The organism is Pseudomonas gingeri (assembly GCF_013386165.1).
Taxonomy (GTDB): domain Bacteria; phylum Pseudomonadota; class Gammaproteobacteria; order Pseudomonadales; family Pseudomonadaceae; genus Aquipseudomonas; species Aquipseudomonas gingeri_C.
Map to the genome: position 1 here is coordinate 453,465 of NZ_JACAOS010000021.1, position 15,124 is coordinate 468,588.

Below are 15,124 nucleotides of genomic sequence, written 5' to 3' on the forward strand. Positions count from 1 at the left end.
CCATCTGCACTGGCGTTGCTCGGTACGATCAAAGGATCAGTGCGACCGGTTCGCTTGGAGGGATGCCCACTCAGGCGATGCCTCGTACTCACGAATCCGACGAAGGTGTTCAAGCTCCGGCACCAGGTGCTGCCAGCGCTGCTTGGCCTCTTCGAGTTCGCCGGCGCGCAACTCTTTTTCGATGGTTGCGCCGGCGGCCCGAAACTGTTGACCCGCTGCCGTCCAAAACGGATAGGCCGATCCCCAGATGTGAAGGGGGACGATGGGGAGGTGATGGGAGAGGTGCAACAACCAGAGCACCGACAAGGCATAGCCGCGGCGCTGATGGGCAGGGTCGATCTTGATCTCGGAAATGTAGAGGCGATCGCCCAGAGGATTGATGCCATACCGGATCGTGCCGACAGGCTGACTGTCGCCCACGACCGTTGCGAAGGTCATGGGGGCCGGGAACAGAAACGTGTCTCGGTGGCACTCGGTGCGATCAACCTGCAGGTGAACGACGGGAAGTCTGTTGCTCAGCCGACGCGCCTGCCGTGGCTCGAAAAAATCCCGAATCGGGTCAAAGGTCTGCATCCAATCTGCCGCCTCTAAAATGGGGAGACCTATCCTATCGTTAATTTTCCTTCTGATCGCGAGTCCCGTGCGCGATTGCTGAGCGGGCGCCATGGCAAGCACTACTGTTGCCAGGCGTGCGCCGAACATCACTCGAATGGCGAACCTTGCACGGCTTCTAAACGCCGCTGTGCAGGTAAACCCAAGTAAGGTGTCACCGCCACTGTGAAACTGACCCCTGAGTTTGAGGCGCCAGAATGCTTGGACCGTACGACCGAGGCATTGCGCTCGGTATCGGGTCAGCTCCGATTATCTGGGGTCTCAAGCAAGATTCGCTCAATCATTGGCCTCGTGTATTTCTCAGCAGGGCAAACATCGATCGCGTCGCCAGAACGTTTGAACTCGCCGGCATCGAAAGCCAGATAGATGGAAAGGGCGGGCTCTGGTGTTTCACCCTCGATGGCCAACTGAGCAACTACACCCTCCACGCCATTCATGACCTGGTTACAGAAGTCGAAGTTGAGGGTCATTGCGTCAAAACCGTTCGCTACCGCGAGTGCGAGCTCGTTAATCAGATGACGAGAATCGATCCCGAGCCGTGTTCCAATCGGCTCGATATCGTTGAGACTCAGCCCGGTCTCGGCCGCCTCAAGCATCAAACGGTGAAGCGCCATTTTGTTCTCATTCGTGGTCATTGCGATTTGCTCTGCTTGGGCACGGCGACGCAAATTGACCTGCGGGTCGTCTGTCGCAGATCGTAGTTATCGGTCCAGCCAACTGATCATCAGGTGGGTAGAAACCGACGCACCCTGGCCTGCAACAACTCGACCAGCTCAGGCGCCATGTAGTCAAAGTTATCCGGGATGTCGAGGCATATCACACGTTTACCCGCCAGCCCAGAACGAAATCGAGCAGTGAGCTTCCTGCGATGGACGGGTTCCATGACAAAGATCAGATCTGCCCATGCCAGGACCTCAGCATCCACCAGGACATCCGCATCATTGCCAACACCCGCTGATGCCGTTTCCACTCCTGGCCAGGAAGCAAACACATGCTCGGCGGTCGGACTGCGGAGCCGATTCTTACCGCAGACAAACAGTACATTCATCCTGGTTATCGCAAGTCAGGAGCATCTTGTTCAAGGACCTCCTCGGCGATGCGCCCGAACAAGTTGCGCGTGATACTGAAGAATGGGCTCAGGCCGGGACCGATGGGGATGAGGTCAACACCCGCCAGGCAATGCAGGTCCATGTCGTGCTCAAGGTGTTCTTCGATAAGCGTTTCCAGTTCTTCCCACCAGCGCTGACGTAAATCTTGAAGATAGGGGCTGTTGAGATTGAGCAGGTTGATGGTGTAGCGAGCACGGTCCTCATCCTGAGGAGACAGCCCGTCAGCCGGTACCACACGACCATCGGATAGATAGGCGAAGAAGCGCGAGCAATCGGCCTGATGACACGATACAAAACGGGTGATATCGACACCCTTTGACTTGCCGGGTGCGTGGCCACCGAAGACTTCGGTACCTTGCGTCTTGAGTGACTGCAGATCGTTTTGGCTATCCAAGGCACTGGCCGCCAGGTTGCTGTAGTCGAAGGTGCGCTGGGGATGCTGGCTTTTGTTCTCGACGTGTTCGATGTGCAAACCCAAGCCCACCCGATCCGGGCGAATTTCGCTGTAGCAGCATAAACCGTACTGCTCAATCAGCAGGGCGTCCAGAACTGGCTTTTTGTGTTGGAATCTGCCCCACCGGCTGGAGGCGGCGTCATGGGTTGTTGGCTGGTTGGTGTGTGCGTGGGACAGCTGAAAGGGAACCTCTACACGCTTTCGAATCGCCCTCATCCTTTCAATGCCTTTTGCCGTCTGATGCTGCGTTGCAAGCGCTGAAGCTGAGGGTGCTGTTCACCCAGCGCGCTGCTCAGCTTATGCAGTAATGCAACCGCCGGCTCCTCATCATAGCGGCCCTTGTCCACCCACTCGGTGAGCTGAAGCAGGTCCTGCTTCTCATCCACCGGAGGTTGCGGATCAACTTGCATCACACTGTGGAGCACGCTGTTGCTCGGCTCGCCGTAGGTCATGGCAAGCGGCTGAGACGCAATAAATTGGCCTTCGGCGTCCTTGCTGATGACCCGGATGTTTTCACGCCGGACGGTGCTGAGGACTTGCGGGCTATGCGTCGTGACGATGAACTGCATGGCGGGAAAAGCGGCTCGCAATGAGCCGATGATTGTTTGCTGCCAGTGGGGATGCAGAAACATGTCGACTTCATCGATCAATGCAATGCCTGGAGTTTCCTGCGGAGCTCGTTCGCCGAGATGGGGGTTGAGTTTGCAGGCACGAAAGGCCAGATCGGCAACCATGGAAATGGTGTTGCGCAGCCCATCGCTGAGCCTGTCCACAGGCAGCACCCCTTGCTCAGGGTGGTGCATGACCAGTTGCTGTTGATGGCTGGCGCTGTACTCCAGGCTGTGCCAGCCAGTGGAAGTCTTGAGCAACTGATCAATGGCGCCTTTGATGGCGGTGATGATCTGCTCAAAGCGCTGGCCGGTGTCGGACAACTGGGTATTGCGCTCCAACCCAATCAATTGGGCTTCACGGTAGCTGCGATAGATCCAGCTGTACCAGGCGGTGAACGTCTTGAAACTGGACGAATAAGCCAGGCAGTTCAGGTAGCCGGATGTTCTGGAGTATTCAGTTTTATCGAGTGTCGTTTGAGCGGCTGCGAAAGTGAAGCGTCCCTCGTACCAGAGCCGGGAGGTTCCCAGGTAGGTCACCATCGGGAGTGTCACCGGCGCGTCGCTGCGCACCTGCTCTTGAAGCCTTTTGCCGTGTGCGTTTAGGGTTTTGACACCGGTATCACCCAAGGTGTTGGTGGACTTTTTCAAGCTGATGCGCTGCTGTAGCCACTGTTCCTGATGGGCACTGTCCGACCAAACACCCCAGGCCTGGATCGAGCAAGGGACCTGAGACTCCATGTTGCCACTGCTGAACTGCGCGAGCCGCACATCCTCAATTTGGATCGTGGCTGAGTGAGTGGCTTGGCTGCCCAAGTCGAACGCTTTGATGAAAGGCCATAGCGCCACCCGGGCCGCATCCAGAATGGAGGTCTTACCGCCACCATTGGAGGCAATCAAGATGGTCAGGTGCGGATCGAAGTCGATCTCGAACGCGCCAAAGCAGCGATAGTTCTGCAGGCGCAGCTTGTCGAGCCTCACAGTATTTTCTCCGTTTTCATTACCTGGCCCGGCATACAGGGGCACCTTTGTGTCGCAGTTGGAACAGCATACTAAATGCAAACCACAAAAATGCCAGGCAAAGCTCTACGGGCGGGCGTCACAGATTGCGTCTCGGTATCGGTGTGAGGACAGCCACTGCATGGGACAGCTCTCCAGGTGAGCCATTCCTAGTCCGAAGCCGTTACAATTAAGATCAACGCCAGGTGTTCGCAACGCACGGCATTCATTTGAAGAAGGAAGCACTACGTGAAACGGAATGTCTCCCTGGCCCTTATCGTCCTGGCGGCAACGCTAGGTGGCTGCGCCGCCAACAAGCCGGCCAACGATCCCTACTTGATAGGGGCGTGGACAGGCAAACGGGCAGAAAACGGCAAGTGTCAGTTCCTCTCTTGGAACAATGAATTCAAACCCGACGGCAGCTTCTCCATCACCTTTTTCTGGGATGCCCAGCAGACCCAGCTGATTCAAACTGAGCATGGTCGTTGGTCTGCTGCCAACGGTAAGCGAGAGTTGAGAACCGATGGCGTGCCTTTGCCCGATGTCTACACCTACAAGGTGATCGATGCCGACACGGTGCATTTCGTGAATGTGGCGTCAGACCCTTCCGGCGATTGCCAGGAAGATTATGAGTTCACTGAGCACCGCCTTCGCGGTTAATCCAAGGCACCCGCCCATGGTCGTGAGTACGACCATGGGCGGGCTGCTAGGTCCCCATGGGATGAACCACTGACCCCATCAGACGAAACGGGTGCCAGCGACCTTCCAGCACTTTGCTCTGGACGAGCGCCCGATAGGCGTGCGAAGGCAGAGCGACCTTGCCCTGATGCCGACGTACGTTACACACCTTGCAGGCTGCGGCGATGTTTGAGGCGCGGTTTGAGCCACCCTCACACTTGGCCACCAGATGTTCGGCCGTGCATTGCATCTGCTGGGCCTGTTTGATCGAGCAGCCATAGCGCTGCGCGTATTTCTGGGGCGAGATGACGTACATGGGGTAGTCGCAGTAACAGCAACGACCCTCCTGATTGTAGAACGCATAGGCGCGTGCTCTTGCAAGAGAGCTGGACACTGAAGACCTCCTGGATTCAAAGCCAATCCGCTGGGCTGTCAGAGGCCTTGCACCGTCTTCACGGATTCAAGGCCTCGGGGCACCTGGGGTTCGACACGGTGTTCGCACCGCCAGTGAGCCCAGCACCTCGGTTTCACCACGTTGCGGTAAGGGGGAAGCCGTCTGCTCACCGGGGAGGGTGAGCAGACGGTCGAGAAGTCTCAGTCAGGCTGGGGCAGGGGAAATGAGTCAGTACTCATAGGGCAGCAGCAGGGTGGTGACGCGCCTGTCCGCCTCGGTGATGATGTAGAGCCTTCTGTTGTCTCCCGCATCGATGTCGTAGGCCGAGAGCAATCGGGTGCCGTCGTGCAGCGCCTGTTCATTGCTCCGTTTGTCTTCTTCTTCCAAGTCGCCCCAATCACCGGCCAGATGCCGGTTCAGGTAAAGCTGTGTGTCCAACTGTCCTCGTTGCACGAGCTCAGCGACACCGCGCGTCATCAGCACCCGACCGAACTCAAAGCACTGAGGTCGAGGCGGCTGGGTGGCTTGTGGGTCTTCGTGCCGGAGCATGATCCGAAGCCGCACCGGAACACCCTGGTCTTGCTCGACGATCAGGCGCAGGTCCAACCAGTGAAACTCGGACGTCTGATGCTCGGGTGGCAAGCGATAGAGGCCGAAGTCACAGCAGTAAGGCACCCTTAGCTCGGGCCGTTCCAGAATGGCCCGATAACTGGCCCGTATGACGTCGGTCAGACGTTGCTCAAACTCCATCCATGCAAAAGGATGTTCGGTGTAAACGGCTTCCTGCCAGGTGCGCTCACTGAGCACGATCGGCAGTTTGAGCAGCTGCTGTTGCTGCGGGGTGAAAGCGTTCAGTTGCATAGGGTCTCTCCAGAAAAGCCCAATACGGAGAGACACTGCACCCGTACGGGGGCGTGCTCCCCGTATGGGTTGAATAGGTGGTGAATCAGGACAGGGCCGGTGTCAGCGCCTTGTCACAAGTGGGCCTCCGATGAAGGTCGGGTGGCTGAGGATTGTTACCGTGGCTCAAACCAAGATGGCCGGGTCTATACCCCGAGCACACTTCGGATAAAGGGGGCCGATACACAGAGAAACGTCACCCCGATGCTCCATTGAAGGATCCGGGTGGACGACCGTTGCTCGGCCCGCTGCTCCTTGAGTTCTGCCCTCAACTCGACGCCTAAGTTGGTGATCGCCTGTGTCAAATGAGTCTCGACCTGTTTGAGGTCGGCTTTTGATGCAAGTTTTTCCACTTCGGCCTCCCAAGCGTGTACCACCGCTTTGGCTTTGTCAGGGGGAACGTTGGCGGTTGTCAACGCGTCGTAGATCGTGATCGCAAGTGTCATGTTGTCTCCTGTACGGAAAGTCGATCAGGAGATCCACCAGACGGAGGATTTCCGTCACGGTGGTGGGCGCATTCGGTCGACGAGGGGACTCGACGATTGTTCGCGCTTCCGAATGCTGAGCGAACTACAGATGACCGATGAGCTTGAAAGCCCACTGTAGCCTTGAAGGTCCTGGCTACCTGGGAAGGTGCTGTCAACGACAGCGAACCAGTCCTGATAATCGATCCAAACCGCCAGGATGAGCTAGTCAGACGTTTCCTAGGTTTTCGTGGCTTTGTGCCTAGCGCCTTGAGTGCCAGTGTGCTGCCCGTCTGGGGCTTCACGGACGGCACGCACATCCGTTTACGCAACACGCCCAGTGCCACCACCCGCCTCTTGATGGCGCGGGTGTTGGAACGAAGAAAGGCAGGGAACGTACTTTTCGTCTCACCCAAGAGGGCAGGTTTGAGAACATCACGTTTTTGATCAGGCCATCAGTTCTCTTCTGGATCGGGATCTAGTCGGTCTCGTATGTCCCAGTAATCGCGTAGCAAACCGAACTCGGTGAGGAGAGGACTGGCATCGGGGTAAAAGCTGTTCCGGTGGTCCATTTCCGCTAGCTCATTGACGAGCTCATCTACGCAATACCAAAGTTCCTCGTCCAGAAAGTCATAGGGGTCAGTGACGGCGGGACCCATGACGATGGGGAATTTCTTGTACAACCTCGTGTGGACGTTTGCTTGTGCGGCTAAAAGGCCGATTTTGATAAGCAGCGGCAAGCGGTGTGGGTTACAGAGCATGGCGAACCTCTAATGTGGACGACCGTGGGTCCTTGAGTTCTGCCCTCAGCTCAACGCCTAAGTGCGTGATGGCCCGTATCAAATGAGTCTTGACCCGCTTGAGGTCAGCTTTTGATGCCAGTTTTTTCTCTTCGGCCTCCCAAACGTGCACCACCGCTTTGGCTGTGTCAGGGGGAAGGTTAGCGGTCGTCAACGCGTCGTAGATCGTGATCGCAAGTGTCATGTTGTCTCCTGTACGGAAAGTCGATCAGGAGATCCACCAGACGGAGGATTTCCGTCACGGTGGCGGGCGCATTCGGTCGACGAGGAGACTCGACGATTGTTCGCGCTTCCGAATGCTGAGCGAACTACAGATGACCGATGAGCTTGAAAGCCCACTGTAACCTTGAAGGTCCTGGCTACCTGGGAAGGTGCTGTCAACGACAGCGAACCAGCCCAGATAGTCGATCCAAACCCCCAGGAAGAGATAGTCAGACGTTTCCCAGGTTTTCGTGGCCTTATGCCTAGCGTCTTGAGTGTCAATGATCTGGGCGGCAATCTTCAGGTGGTGCAGAGCGCAAGTCGGGGGTGAGGACCTTACCCCGGTGGACGGTGGTCGGCCGTTTGCGAGCGTAAGGGGGCGCGGGTGTGTGTCGTTTGCTGGGCAGTGAGAGTGACCTGGGCGGGTGTTGATGGACCGCGACAGGGTATGCTGTGAACGTTGTGGTTGATGACTAGAGCGTCTTGGTCGCAGCAAAGGACTCATTGACGAAGGAGCAGGATGCTATGTACAGGAAATGGATGGCCATGACGGCCCTGTCACTATGGTGTGTGGTGGCCTTGGCTGCAGAATCGACCGTCGGAAAGTGGTACGACGATCTGGGTTCCCCTGCGTTTGGTAATGCGGTCTTTACCATCTTGAACGACAGCGGAACTTACTATCTGGTACGTCGAAACGGCGACGGCAGCAGTGGCCGGTACCGGCTGGAAAAAACGGGGAAGACGTACGTCAAGATCGGTGACAAATTCGGTGCCAAATACCTTGTAACGTCCCAGGGGTTAGAGCTGCACGACCGACAGGGTTACATTCGTACCGCATTACCTGTTGAGTGAGTAAGGCAAGGAGAGCCTGGGTATGGTGTCTGAGCGATTCCCGGTCGCCATCGGCGGCAAAACGTTCACTGCAATATTCCAGACCGACAGTGAGTTCGCCACCGGCTGGAAGTCTGTGCTTGAGAAGGCCTATGGTCGCGCCCACGGCACATGCCGGTGCCCGGGCAACGGTGAGCGCAAGCTGGCGATCAAACGCCGTGATGAGACCGACGGCTTCCACTTGGCCAGGTTCGCGAGCACGGGACCCGAACACGCCAACGAATGCCGCTTCTACTCTCCTGCGCCAGAGCGGTCAGGGATGCAAGGCTATGAGCGGGGAGTGGTCGAGGAGGGCGATGACGGCACTCTGCGTATCCGGCTCGCGCGGGGCCTCCTCGAACAAGCGGCCAAGGCCGGCAGCGCCCACGAGCCCCGTTCAATTCAGAAACCCTCTGCGGGTGCTCGCAAGCCTGCCATGACTCTCTTGGGCTTACTCCACCTGCTGTGGCAAGAGGCGCGGCTGAACGTCTGGTACCCCGCGATGGACGGCAAGCGCACCAGCGGACTGGTTCACAGCGCGCTGCGTAAAACCGCGAGCCGGATCAAGGTGGGGCGCCTGGCGCTGAGTGAGGTGTTGCTGCTCAGTGCTACCCCTCGCTCCAGCGCTGAAACCGCCAACGAAAGTGTGGTGCAGGACGCGATCCAACGCCACCGTCGCGCAATGGCCATCTCGCCATTGGCGCGTTTCGATGCGGGCAAGCACGAAGGCGCGCTCCTCAAGCTGCCGCTGGCAGGGCCCTTTGGCATGCCCTATCTGAAGGTGCCCGCGGAGGTCTGGCAAGACACCGAGAGGCGGTTCAAGCAGGAACTCGCCGCTTGGAAGCGTGGAGAGCGGGTTGTGGCAATGGCTCAGCTCAACCTTGAAGCCGGTAACCCCGGTGCTCGCGCCCAGGTGATGGACCTGGCGTTGATGCATGTCAGCGAGCGCTGGATACCGCTGGACTCTGATTACGAATCCATCCTGGAAGCCAAGCTGTTCGCCGCCGGCCGCCGCTTCGAGAAACCGCTTCGCTACGACGCCGACGAGTGCGAGTTTTTCCCGGATTTCTGGCTACTGGACATGAAGCAGGATTTCCCCCTGGAGGTCTTCGGCATGAACACGCCTGAGTACTTGGCGCAGAAGGCCCGAAAGACCCAATGGTACGACCAGGTCTACGGAGTTGAGGGTTGGTGGAACTGGGAGGCCACAGAGGACCCGAAAGGACAGTCGATGCCCGCATTACCTTGTCTGCAAGCAGGTGCAGCCGCCTGCCCGGATTGATCGTGAAGGCACAAGCAAACGCTAGAAAACGCTTCAATCGAGCATTACCCTGGCACCTCGTGAGCCATCTATTACGTCAACAGCCATTCGCTAAGGAAGCCCCATTGCACGACGCCCACTATCTGGAAGATCTGCGCACCCGCTTCAACTCAGGGGAGGCACTCGACTATCTTTTTTTCTGGGGACACCAACGCAGCAAGAAGGGCATCACGGCTTCGTGCTTCAGTCAGTGGTACAACGCCGATTTCGTCGTCGAGGGACAACATTACCCAACGGCCGAGCATTTCATGATGGCGCAGAAGGCTGCCTTATTTGGCGATCAGGAGATTCGGGCTCAAGTGCTTCTGGCCCCCACCCCCAATGTAGCCAAAGCACTGGGCCGCAACGTGCGCGGATTCAATGATGAGCTGTGGCTGCAGCATCGCTATGCGATTGTCGTGCAAGCCAACCAAGCCAAGTTTTCCCAAAACCCGGAATTGAACGCTTTCCTCAAAGAGACCGGATCTCGCATCATCGTTGAGGCCAGTCCCGTGGATAGCATCTGGGGGATTGGGCTCGCCCAGGACGACGAAAACGCGAACAATCCCAACCAGTGGCGTGGCCTGAATCTGCTGGGGTTCGCGCTGATGCAGGTTCGTGACGAAACCTAACTAGGGTCGGCTGCTGACTGGCAGCAATCGACCGATACTGTAGAAACGTCGTGTCGTCTCGGACATCTATTCCACGATCGTCCGGACAGTGACTCCGCACTGATCCGGACGCTCACTCGCAGGGCGATGTTTTGGGCATTGTGAGCTAGCTGCCCATACATGGGCTTTCCTAGTTTTCTGGGCAGGGATTGAAGACCTCTGTGACCGCTACTGACGAGAAGTAGGGGATTTTTGTGCCCTGTATGACTCCGGCGGAGTAGGACTTTTTGCCGGTGTCGCGGACGTAACTCTTATCGGAACCCAGGGCGCTCGGCTGGTTCTGACCGATCAGGTAATCCAGAAACTGGATTTTTACCGGCGTGTTGAGGTGCCCATTAGCGGTCATCGGAATGATCTGTGCGGCACCCGCTCGGGTGAAGGCAAAGAAGCTCTCGGCGGCTTCGCGACCACGGAAGGTCTTGATGCAGAGCACATCGCTGGTGCGCAAGGTGATGAAGCGCTGATAGCTGCCACCGGAGTAGGTGCTCAGTATCAAACCGTCGCCAGCGAGGATCCCCAAGCCTTGTATGGCCCTGCACTGGCCGTCGCCACCATGGTCCGATCCATAGGGCAGGTAGCACCAGTTGGTCTGGCTCAGGGCCTGTACCGAACCTTGGGGGATCTTCAGGTCGTGTTCAATCTGTCTTAAGGCTTCGGGTGTTTGATAAGGGATACTGCAGCCGACGAGCATCCAGCTCAGTAGAGCGTACAACAAGCCATAGGTGCGCATAGGGTCTCCATAACAGGGCATCGAATAGAAATAACAGTCAGTTTTCTACAGGACTGCCGTACCGCGAATAGATTTAACCGCGCCAGGCCGGCGATGTCAAAATGACATCTCTGGTGAAAGGAATGCTCAGTGAGTGCGGATACTGCAGGGTTTCGACATCAGTTTTGCGCTCATAGAAAAGATCCTTCATTGGACATTTCCAGCCCCTCTACACTGGATGTGTCTGGCTGGAGGAGAACGGTATGGAAAACCGTGCACGCGTTGTCCTGATCGTGTCCTTAACCTTGGCGTTGGCCGGTTGTTTTGAGCACACTGTTTCCGGCAGCTATGTTGCCAAGGGACCGTCAGATGCCGAGTTACTGCAGTTGACTCAAACGTCGGACGGAAAAATCGTGGGTAGCCTGCAGCACGTCGGTCTCAAAGCCGGCGGCGTCATAGACGCTGCAACGGTCAATGTCATTGGCGCAGTGGCCGATAATAATCTGACCCTTACGATTTTCCCGGTCGGTCAGACCACAGGGCAAAATGTCAGCGGATCACTCATCGACTCAGGTCTAGAACTCAATGGGGTTACGAGTACTGGGATGACGACCCTCGATCGGTTTGAGCGTGGGAATGTTGCCGATTTCAACACCGAAGTAGAGCGGTTGCAGAAAGCCAGTCAGTCGATCAAATTTCAGAAGGTGAGGGCGGATCAGGTGGAAGTCCTGAACCGATCCGCGCTGGATCTGGAAAAATCACTTGATGTGTTCGTGGCAAGAGCGAAAAAGCAAATCGGCGAGGAGCCGCGTGTCGTCTCCTACTTCACTCGGGCGAGCAAGGCGGTCAATGAGCGGATGCAACGGGCTCAGCGTATGTCGTCTGGTGGTGATTCTGATGCTCGTGGGTTGCAAGTTGATGTCGCGTTGACTCAGATTATTGCCTCAGAATCCCCCATCCGAAATGCAAGTGATTCGATCGATCAAGCCATTCGGGAAATGATCCAGGAAGAAGCTTCTCTCAACGTCCGCATGAAGGCATTCGATGGGAACTGTTTAGGCAACACCACCGTAAAACCAGGAGACGTGATACCCGATATGGGCCCTTGCAGAGGGCTTGATTCGTCTGTGGCGCGTTTCACTGAGGTGAAGGAGGCTGTTCATGCGTCCCATGATCGCGTTCAGCGCCAAAAAGCTGAGCAAATGCGGACGCTGGAGGCGCTTTGGCAAGCGGCTAACAGCAAGCATTAGTCTCTGGGGTATGGTCGTTTGCGTGAGCGTGTGCGGCGGAGCTGGCGAGTTCAAACGGCCGTCGCAATACTTGTGATCAAGGTGTCCGGGATCAGTTGACCACTACATATCGACCGTTAACTACAAGGACGCACTAGCCCTTGCCACTGACACCTAACGTCTGCGAGATCAGGTTCTCGAACCCACCGCAATTCAGATTCAATGATTAAAGAAGGCTATCAGTCATCGGCTGCTAAACCGTTAAGTTGCCAACTTATCTATTTAATAGGTGATTCACTATGTTAAACAGTATCAGAAATTTGGGCTCCGAGCTGAGCAGTCAGATGATGAAGTACTGATGACCAGTACAGGATCGCTGTAATTCGGAAGTGTCTTCAATTTGGAGCCCAAGGAAGGGCACGATGAGTACGGCGCCTTGCTTGGGACGACGTACCCATTGTGGCTGAAGTGAGGCTTAGAACAAGGTTGCGACACGCAGTTGGAGGATCAGGTCTTGCTGGAAGCCCCCCCGCACATTGATGTCGGTGCCCACCATGCCCTGAATCTGCACCGTTGGCGCGACGAAGGTGCTGGCAAAGACGCGGAGTTGGTCTTCGCGGGTGCGGGTACCGCTGTCGATGCCGTTCAAGGTCGTTTTGCCGCCAAAGGTGCCGGAATAGCCGAAGGACAGGGCGGTGGCCGGCGTTAAATTGTAGCTAAGATACGACTGGAGCTGATAGTTGGGATCGTGGCTGACCTGGATGCCGTCATTGGTGTGATCGAAGCGGAAGTTGGCATCCGCCGAGGCGTCCAGCTTGAAGCCATGGCCAAGTCCCTGGCTGAAGCCGATCTGCTGCGTCAGGGCGACTGCTCCCGAGCCCAGCGAGGCTTGCAAAGGATGGTAGGTACCGGTCGGCAAGGTGATGTAGCTGGTAAAACCGAGCGTGGTGCCGGTCGGGTCCGTGGAGTGCATCGCCCAAACCGCGGCACCTAATGTCAGGTCGCCCACGCCGTTGTTCCTGGGCAGCTCGCTGCCACCTATTCTAGCGTCTGTGATCTTGCCGAAGGGTAAGACTGCCTGCACCGCCCAGTCGATACCATTTGTTTCGCCATAGTAGAGTGCACGCTCTATTCCAAGGACCAGCCGGTCACTGGAGTCAGGGACCTCGTTGCCGTTCTTGTCCTTGAACTGGCTGCCTGTTGCGTAGTTGGCGTAGTGCACCAGCGCGACGGTTCCGGCTGGCAGATGGACATAGTCGCCGGGGGCGAGGTCAAGCGCTGCGGCGTGTTCCGAACCGAGTACCAGCGTGAGGCAGATTGCGGTCCTGAACGTCGTGATTTTCATTGTTTTCACCCGCTATATTATTGTTGTTGTTAGCTTTTTTTAAGGCGACCTCGTCCATCACTCAAGACTTGGATCAAGACGAGTTGCTCTGGTGCAGTAGGGGGAGGGCCCAGTCAAGCCAGGCCCGACCAATCACTCAGTGAGTGGTCACAGGCTTTGCAGGAAGGTCAGCAACGCCTCATTGACGGCTTCGGGCTTTTCCTGCGGGATCCAGTGCCCGCAGTCCTTGATGATGAGCGTTCCGCGCAGGTCGGTGCATCGCTCACTCGCGCGGGCGATCGTTTGCTGGCTCCAGATGGTGGAAACGTCGCGGTCCCCTCCGATAAAGAGCGAGGGCATGTCTATTGTCCTGCCCTCGTATTGACCCAGTTCTTCCCAATCGAGGTCGGCGTTGCGGTAGTAATTGAGGGGGGCGGCAAGTCCGCTGTATTCCAGTTCAGCGGTACAAAAATCCAGATCGTCTTGACTGAACCAGGCGGGCAACGCATCCGGTTTCACCAGCATGTCGTCGAATTGACCTGATCGGGGCACACACATCGTGGCGCGTACGAATGGCTTCAGCATTTCTTCGGGCAATCGGGTCAGATCAACACCGAGGAGCTCCGGCGGCAGGGGGCGGTCAGCGGACAGGCTGTAGAAGGCACTGGCGAGCCAGCTACGAAGGTCGCTCTCGGCATCGCGTAGTGCACGATTGTCGGGAAGGCAGAAATACTCCTGATAAAACAGTAGGTCCGGTCCGGCGATTTCCCGCTCCGCGATGCTGGGGCGGACCACGCCAAAGGAGTTGCCTGGCAGGCAGGCCAGTCCACGGCCGCCGAAAGGCATGCTGATGCCGACAACAGCATGAAAAACATCTGGCCTTGTCCATGCCGCAGTCCAGGCTACGGGCGCAGCGATGTCGTGGCCGACAATCACGGCACTGGACTCACCGAGTGCCGTTACGACTCCGACACAATCCGCCACCAGTTCACTGATACGGTAGGCGATGGCCTCGCTGGGCTTGGAGGACCTGCCATAGCCGCGCATGTCCATTGCTACCGCGCGATAACCGGCGGCTGACAAGGCTGCCAGTTGGTGCCGCCACGAATGCCAGGATTCGGGAAATCCATGGCAGAGCAGGACCACTGGCCCCGACGAGCCGGCGATGGTCAGGTGGATACGTTGTCCATTGGCTTGAACAGTTCTTGATTCCCAGTTGCTGGTATTCATTGAAACACCTTCATTGTGGGCAAGCTCGGTCACCTAGTTGTGGGCGTATCGTGCGGTACCGCCAGTCAGGTATTGGACACCGTCAGTGCCGTTCACCTGGGTCCATTGCTCGGTCAGTTTCTGCACCGTGATTGCGTCGAGCACTGAGTGAAACTGGCCGTCGTCAGTGAAACCGATGTTGGCCCCATTCACGATAAAGAGAACGACCGTATCGCCCCTGTTCGTGTCGGGAACGTAGAAGGTGTGCATCGATGAGGCGGGTTCGTAGAGATAGGAGCCCTCTGTCTGAATCTGGTCCGGATACTCGGTATAAATCCAGCTGCCTTTCAATGTGTAGCCATGGACGCCACCGGTGTGCAGGTGAGTGGGCAGTTTCGCGCCCGGGGCAAAGATACCCATCACCGTCCAGATACCGAGCTCGGGGTCAATGAACAGCGGTTGGAAACTGACGCCGGGGCCAGCCGCATCCTTAAGGATCGGAATGTCATTGACGTTGAGTGTGAGCAATCGGTCCTGCGGTAGTGAGAAAACCGGAGCCTTGCTTGCAGCCTGTTTACTGGTCATGGGATAGC

The 15,124-nt window shown here is 57.1% G+C and carries 19 protein-coding genes; 5 read left to right on the top strand and 14 right to left on the bottom strand.

Annotated features, from left to right (window positions below; all coding sequences use genetic code 11):
* Positions 1–36: 36 nt before the first annotated feature.
* From HX866_RS27170 to HX866_RS27195, 5 genes are all read right to left on the bottom strand, one after another.
* Positions 37–573: a GNAT family N-acetyltransferase gene (locus HX866_RS27170; RefSeq protein WP_177140774.1), complete on the bottom strand. Its 537-nt coding sequence runs from the start codon at positions 571–573 to the stop codon at positions 37–39.
* A gap of 278 nt (positions 574–851) precedes the next feature.
* Entirely contained in the window at positions 852–1,247 is a 396-nt protein-coding gene (locus HX866_RS27180; RefSeq protein WP_177140775.1) for a hypothetical protein, read from the bottom strand.
* Positions 1,248–1,336: 89 nt separating this feature from the next.
* Positions 1,337–1,660: a low molecular weight protein tyrosine phosphatase family protein gene (locus HX866_RS27185; protein WP_218179780.1), complete on the bottom strand. Its 324-nt coding sequence runs from the start codon at positions 1,658–1,660 to the stop codon at positions 1,337–1,339.
* A 5-nt stretch (positions 1,661–1,665) separates the two neighbouring features.
* Complete coding sequence (locus tag HX866_RS27190; RefSeq protein WP_177140776.1) at positions 1,666–2,391, bottom strand: retron system putative HNH endonuclease; 726 nt, start codon at positions 2,389–2,391, stop codon at positions 1,666–1,668.
* On the bottom strand, positions 2,388–3,764 hold the full coding sequence (locus tag HX866_RS27195; protein ID WP_371319291.1) for an AAA family ATPase: 1,377 nt from the start codon (positions 3,762–3,764) through the stop codon (positions 2,388–2,390). Before HX866_RS27195 ends, HX866_RS27190 begins: the two co-directional genes overlap by 4 nt.
* 267 nt (positions 3,765–4,031) lie before the next feature.
* Between HX866_RS27195 and HX866_RS27200 the strand changes: the two genes are divergently transcribed.
* Entirely contained in the window at positions 4,032–4,442 is a 411-nt protein-coding gene (locus tag HX866_RS27200) for a hypothetical protein (RefSeq protein ID WP_177140777.1), read from the top strand.
* A 46-nt stretch (positions 4,443–4,488) separates the two neighbouring features.
* Here the strand turns inward: HX866_RS27200 and HX866_RS27205 are convergent, their stop codons facing one another.
* From HX866_RS27205 to HX866_RS27225, 5 genes are all read right to left on the bottom strand, one after another.
* Positions 4,489–4,854: an HNH endonuclease gene (locus HX866_RS27205; protein ID WP_177140778.1), complete on the bottom strand. Its 366-nt coding sequence runs from the start codon at positions 4,852–4,854 to the stop codon at positions 4,489–4,491.
* Between the two features lie 228 nt (positions 4,855–5,082).
* Positions 5,083–5,715 carry a hypothetical protein gene (locus HX866_RS34495; protein ID WP_256345017.1) on the bottom strand — a complete coding sequence of 211 codons (633 nt, stop codon included), beginning with the start codon at positions 5,713–5,715 and terminating at the stop codon, positions 5,083–5,085.
* Between the two features lie 185 nt (positions 5,716–5,900).
* Complete coding sequence (locus HX866_RS27215; protein WP_177140779.1) at positions 5,901–6,200, bottom strand: DUF1640 domain-containing protein; 300 nt, start codon at positions 6,198–6,200, stop codon at positions 5,901–5,903.
* A gap of 473 nt (positions 6,201–6,673) precedes the next feature.
* Complete coding sequence (locus HX866_RS27220) at positions 6,674–6,979, bottom strand: hypothetical protein (RefSeq protein ID WP_177140780.1); 306 nt, start codon at positions 6,977–6,979, stop codon at positions 6,674–6,676.
* The gene (locus HX866_RS27225) at positions 6,969–7,202 is read right to left on the bottom strand and encodes a hypothetical protein (protein WP_177105078.1); all 234 of its coding nucleotides are present in this window, start codon (positions 7,200–7,202) and stop codon (positions 6,969–6,971) included. The genes HX866_RS27220 and HX866_RS27225 overlap by 11 nt, the downstream gene beginning before the upstream one ends.
* Before the next feature lie 563 nt (positions 7,203–7,765).
* Here HX866_RS27225 and HX866_RS27230 point away from each other — a divergent pair.
* The 3 genes from HX866_RS27230 to HX866_RS27240 all read left to right on the top strand — a co-directional run bounded on the left by HX866_RS27230 (position 7,766) and on the right by HX866_RS27240 (position 10,021).
* Positions 7,766–8,071: a hypothetical protein gene (locus HX866_RS27230; RefSeq protein ID WP_256345018.1), complete on the top strand. Its 306-nt coding sequence runs from the start codon at positions 7,766–7,768 to the stop codon at positions 8,069–8,071.
* Positions 8,072–8,093: 22 nt separating this feature from the next.
* Positions 8,094–9,371, top strand: a complete 1,278-nt coding sequence (locus HX866_RS27235) for a DUF1173 family protein (RefSeq protein WP_177140781.1) — start codon at positions 8,094–8,096, stop codon at positions 9,369–9,371.
* A 104-nt stretch (positions 9,372–9,475) separates the two neighbouring features.
* Positions 9,476–10,021: an NADAR family protein gene (locus tag HX866_RS27240; RefSeq protein ID WP_177140782.1), complete on the top strand. Its 546-nt coding sequence runs from the start codon at positions 9,476–9,478 to the stop codon at positions 10,019–10,021.
* Positions 10,022–10,190: 169 nt separating this feature from the next.
* On the opposite strand, the gene HX866_RS27245 is transcribed toward HX866_RS27240, so the two are convergent.
* Positions 10,191–10,790, bottom strand: coding sequence for a hypothetical protein (locus tag HX866_RS27245; protein ID WP_177140783.1), 600 nt, complete (start codon positions 10,788–10,790; stop codon positions 10,191–10,193).
* 242 nt (positions 10,791–11,032) lie between these two features.
* Between HX866_RS27245 and HX866_RS27250 the strand changes: the two genes are divergently transcribed.
* The gene (locus tag HX866_RS27250; protein ID WP_177140784.1) at positions 11,033–12,019 is read left to right on the top strand and encodes a hypothetical protein; all 987 of its coding nucleotides are present in this window, start codon (positions 11,033–11,035) and stop codon (positions 12,017–12,019) included.
* Between the two features lie 454 nt (positions 12,020–12,473).
* Here the strand turns inward: HX866_RS27250 and HX866_RS27255 are convergent, their stop codons facing one another.
* From HX866_RS27255 to HX866_RS27265, 3 genes are all read right to left on the bottom strand, one after another.
* On the bottom strand, positions 12,474–13,343 hold the full coding sequence (locus tag HX866_RS27255) for a transporter (RefSeq protein ID WP_177140785.1): 870 nt from the start codon (positions 13,341–13,343) through the stop codon (positions 12,474–12,476).
* A gap of 147 nt (positions 13,344–13,490) precedes the next feature.
* Positions 13,491–14,552, bottom strand: a complete 1,062-nt coding sequence (locus tag HX866_RS27260; protein WP_177140786.1) for an alpha/beta fold hydrolase — start codon at positions 14,550–14,552, stop codon at positions 13,491–13,493.
* Between the two features lie 33 nt (positions 14,553–14,585).
* Positions 14,586–15,116: a 2,4'-dihydroxyacetophenone dioxygenase family protein gene (locus HX866_RS27265; RefSeq protein ID WP_177140787.1), complete on the bottom strand. Its 531-nt coding sequence runs from the start codon at positions 15,114–15,116 to the stop codon at positions 14,586–14,588.
* Positions 15,117–15,124: the final 8 nt, after the last annotated feature.

Coding starts and splice junctions, on each gene's coding strand:
- HX866_RS27170 (WP_177140774.1), bottom strand. CDS start 573: ATGCAGACCTTTGACCCGATTCGGGATTTTTTCGAGCCACGGCAGGCG.
- HX866_RS27180 (WP_177140775.1), bottom strand. CDS start 1,247: ATGACCACGAATGAGAACAAAATGGCGCTTCACCGTTTGATGCTTGAG.
- HX866_RS27185 (WP_218179780.1), bottom strand. CDS start 1,660: ATGAATGTACTGTTTGTCTGCGGTAAGAATCGGCTCCGCAGTCCGACC.
- HX866_RS27190 (WP_177140776.1), bottom strand. CDS start 2,391: ATGAGGGCGATTCGAAAGCGTGTAGAGGTTCCCTTTCAGCTGTCCCAC.
- HX866_RS34495 (WP_256345017.1), bottom strand. CDS start 5,715: ATGCAACTGAACGCTTTCACCCCGCAGCAACAGCAGCTGCTCAAACTG.
- HX866_RS27215 (WP_177140779.1), bottom strand. CDS start 6,200: ATGACACTTGCGATCACGATCTACGACGCGTTGACAACCGCCAACGTT.
- HX866_RS27220 (WP_177140780.1), bottom strand. CDS start 6,979: ATGCTCTGTAACCCACACCGCTTGCCGCTGCTTATCAAAATCGGCCTT.
- HX866_RS27225 (WP_177105078.1), bottom strand. CDS start 7,202: ATGACACTTGCGATCACGATCTACGACGCGTTGACGACCGCTAACCTT.
- HX866_RS27230 (WP_256345018.1), top strand. CDS start 7,766: ATGACGGCCCTGTCACTATGGTGTGTGGTGGCCTTGGCTGCAGAATCG.
- HX866_RS27235 (WP_177140781.1), top strand. CDS start 8,094: ATGGTGTCTGAGCGATTCCCGGTCGCCATCGGCGGCAAAACGTTCACT.
- HX866_RS27245 (WP_177140783.1), bottom strand. CDS start 10,790: ATGCGCACCTATGGCTTGTTGTACGCTCTACTGAGCTGGATGCTCGTC.
- HX866_RS27250 (WP_177140784.1), top strand. CDS start 11,033: ATGGAAAACCGTGCACGCGTTGTCCTGATCGTGTCCTTAACCTTGGCG.
- HX866_RS27255 (WP_177140785.1), bottom strand. CDS start 13,343: ATGAAAATCACGACGTTCAGGACCGCAATCTGCCTCACGCTGGTACTC.
- HX866_RS27260 (WP_177140786.1), bottom strand. CDS start 14,552: ATGAATACCAGCAACTGGGAATCAAGAACTGTTCAAGCCAATGGACAA.
- HX866_RS27265 (WP_177140787.1), bottom strand. CDS start 15,116: ATGACCAGTAAACAGGCTGCAAGCAAGGCTCCGGTTTTCTCACTACCG.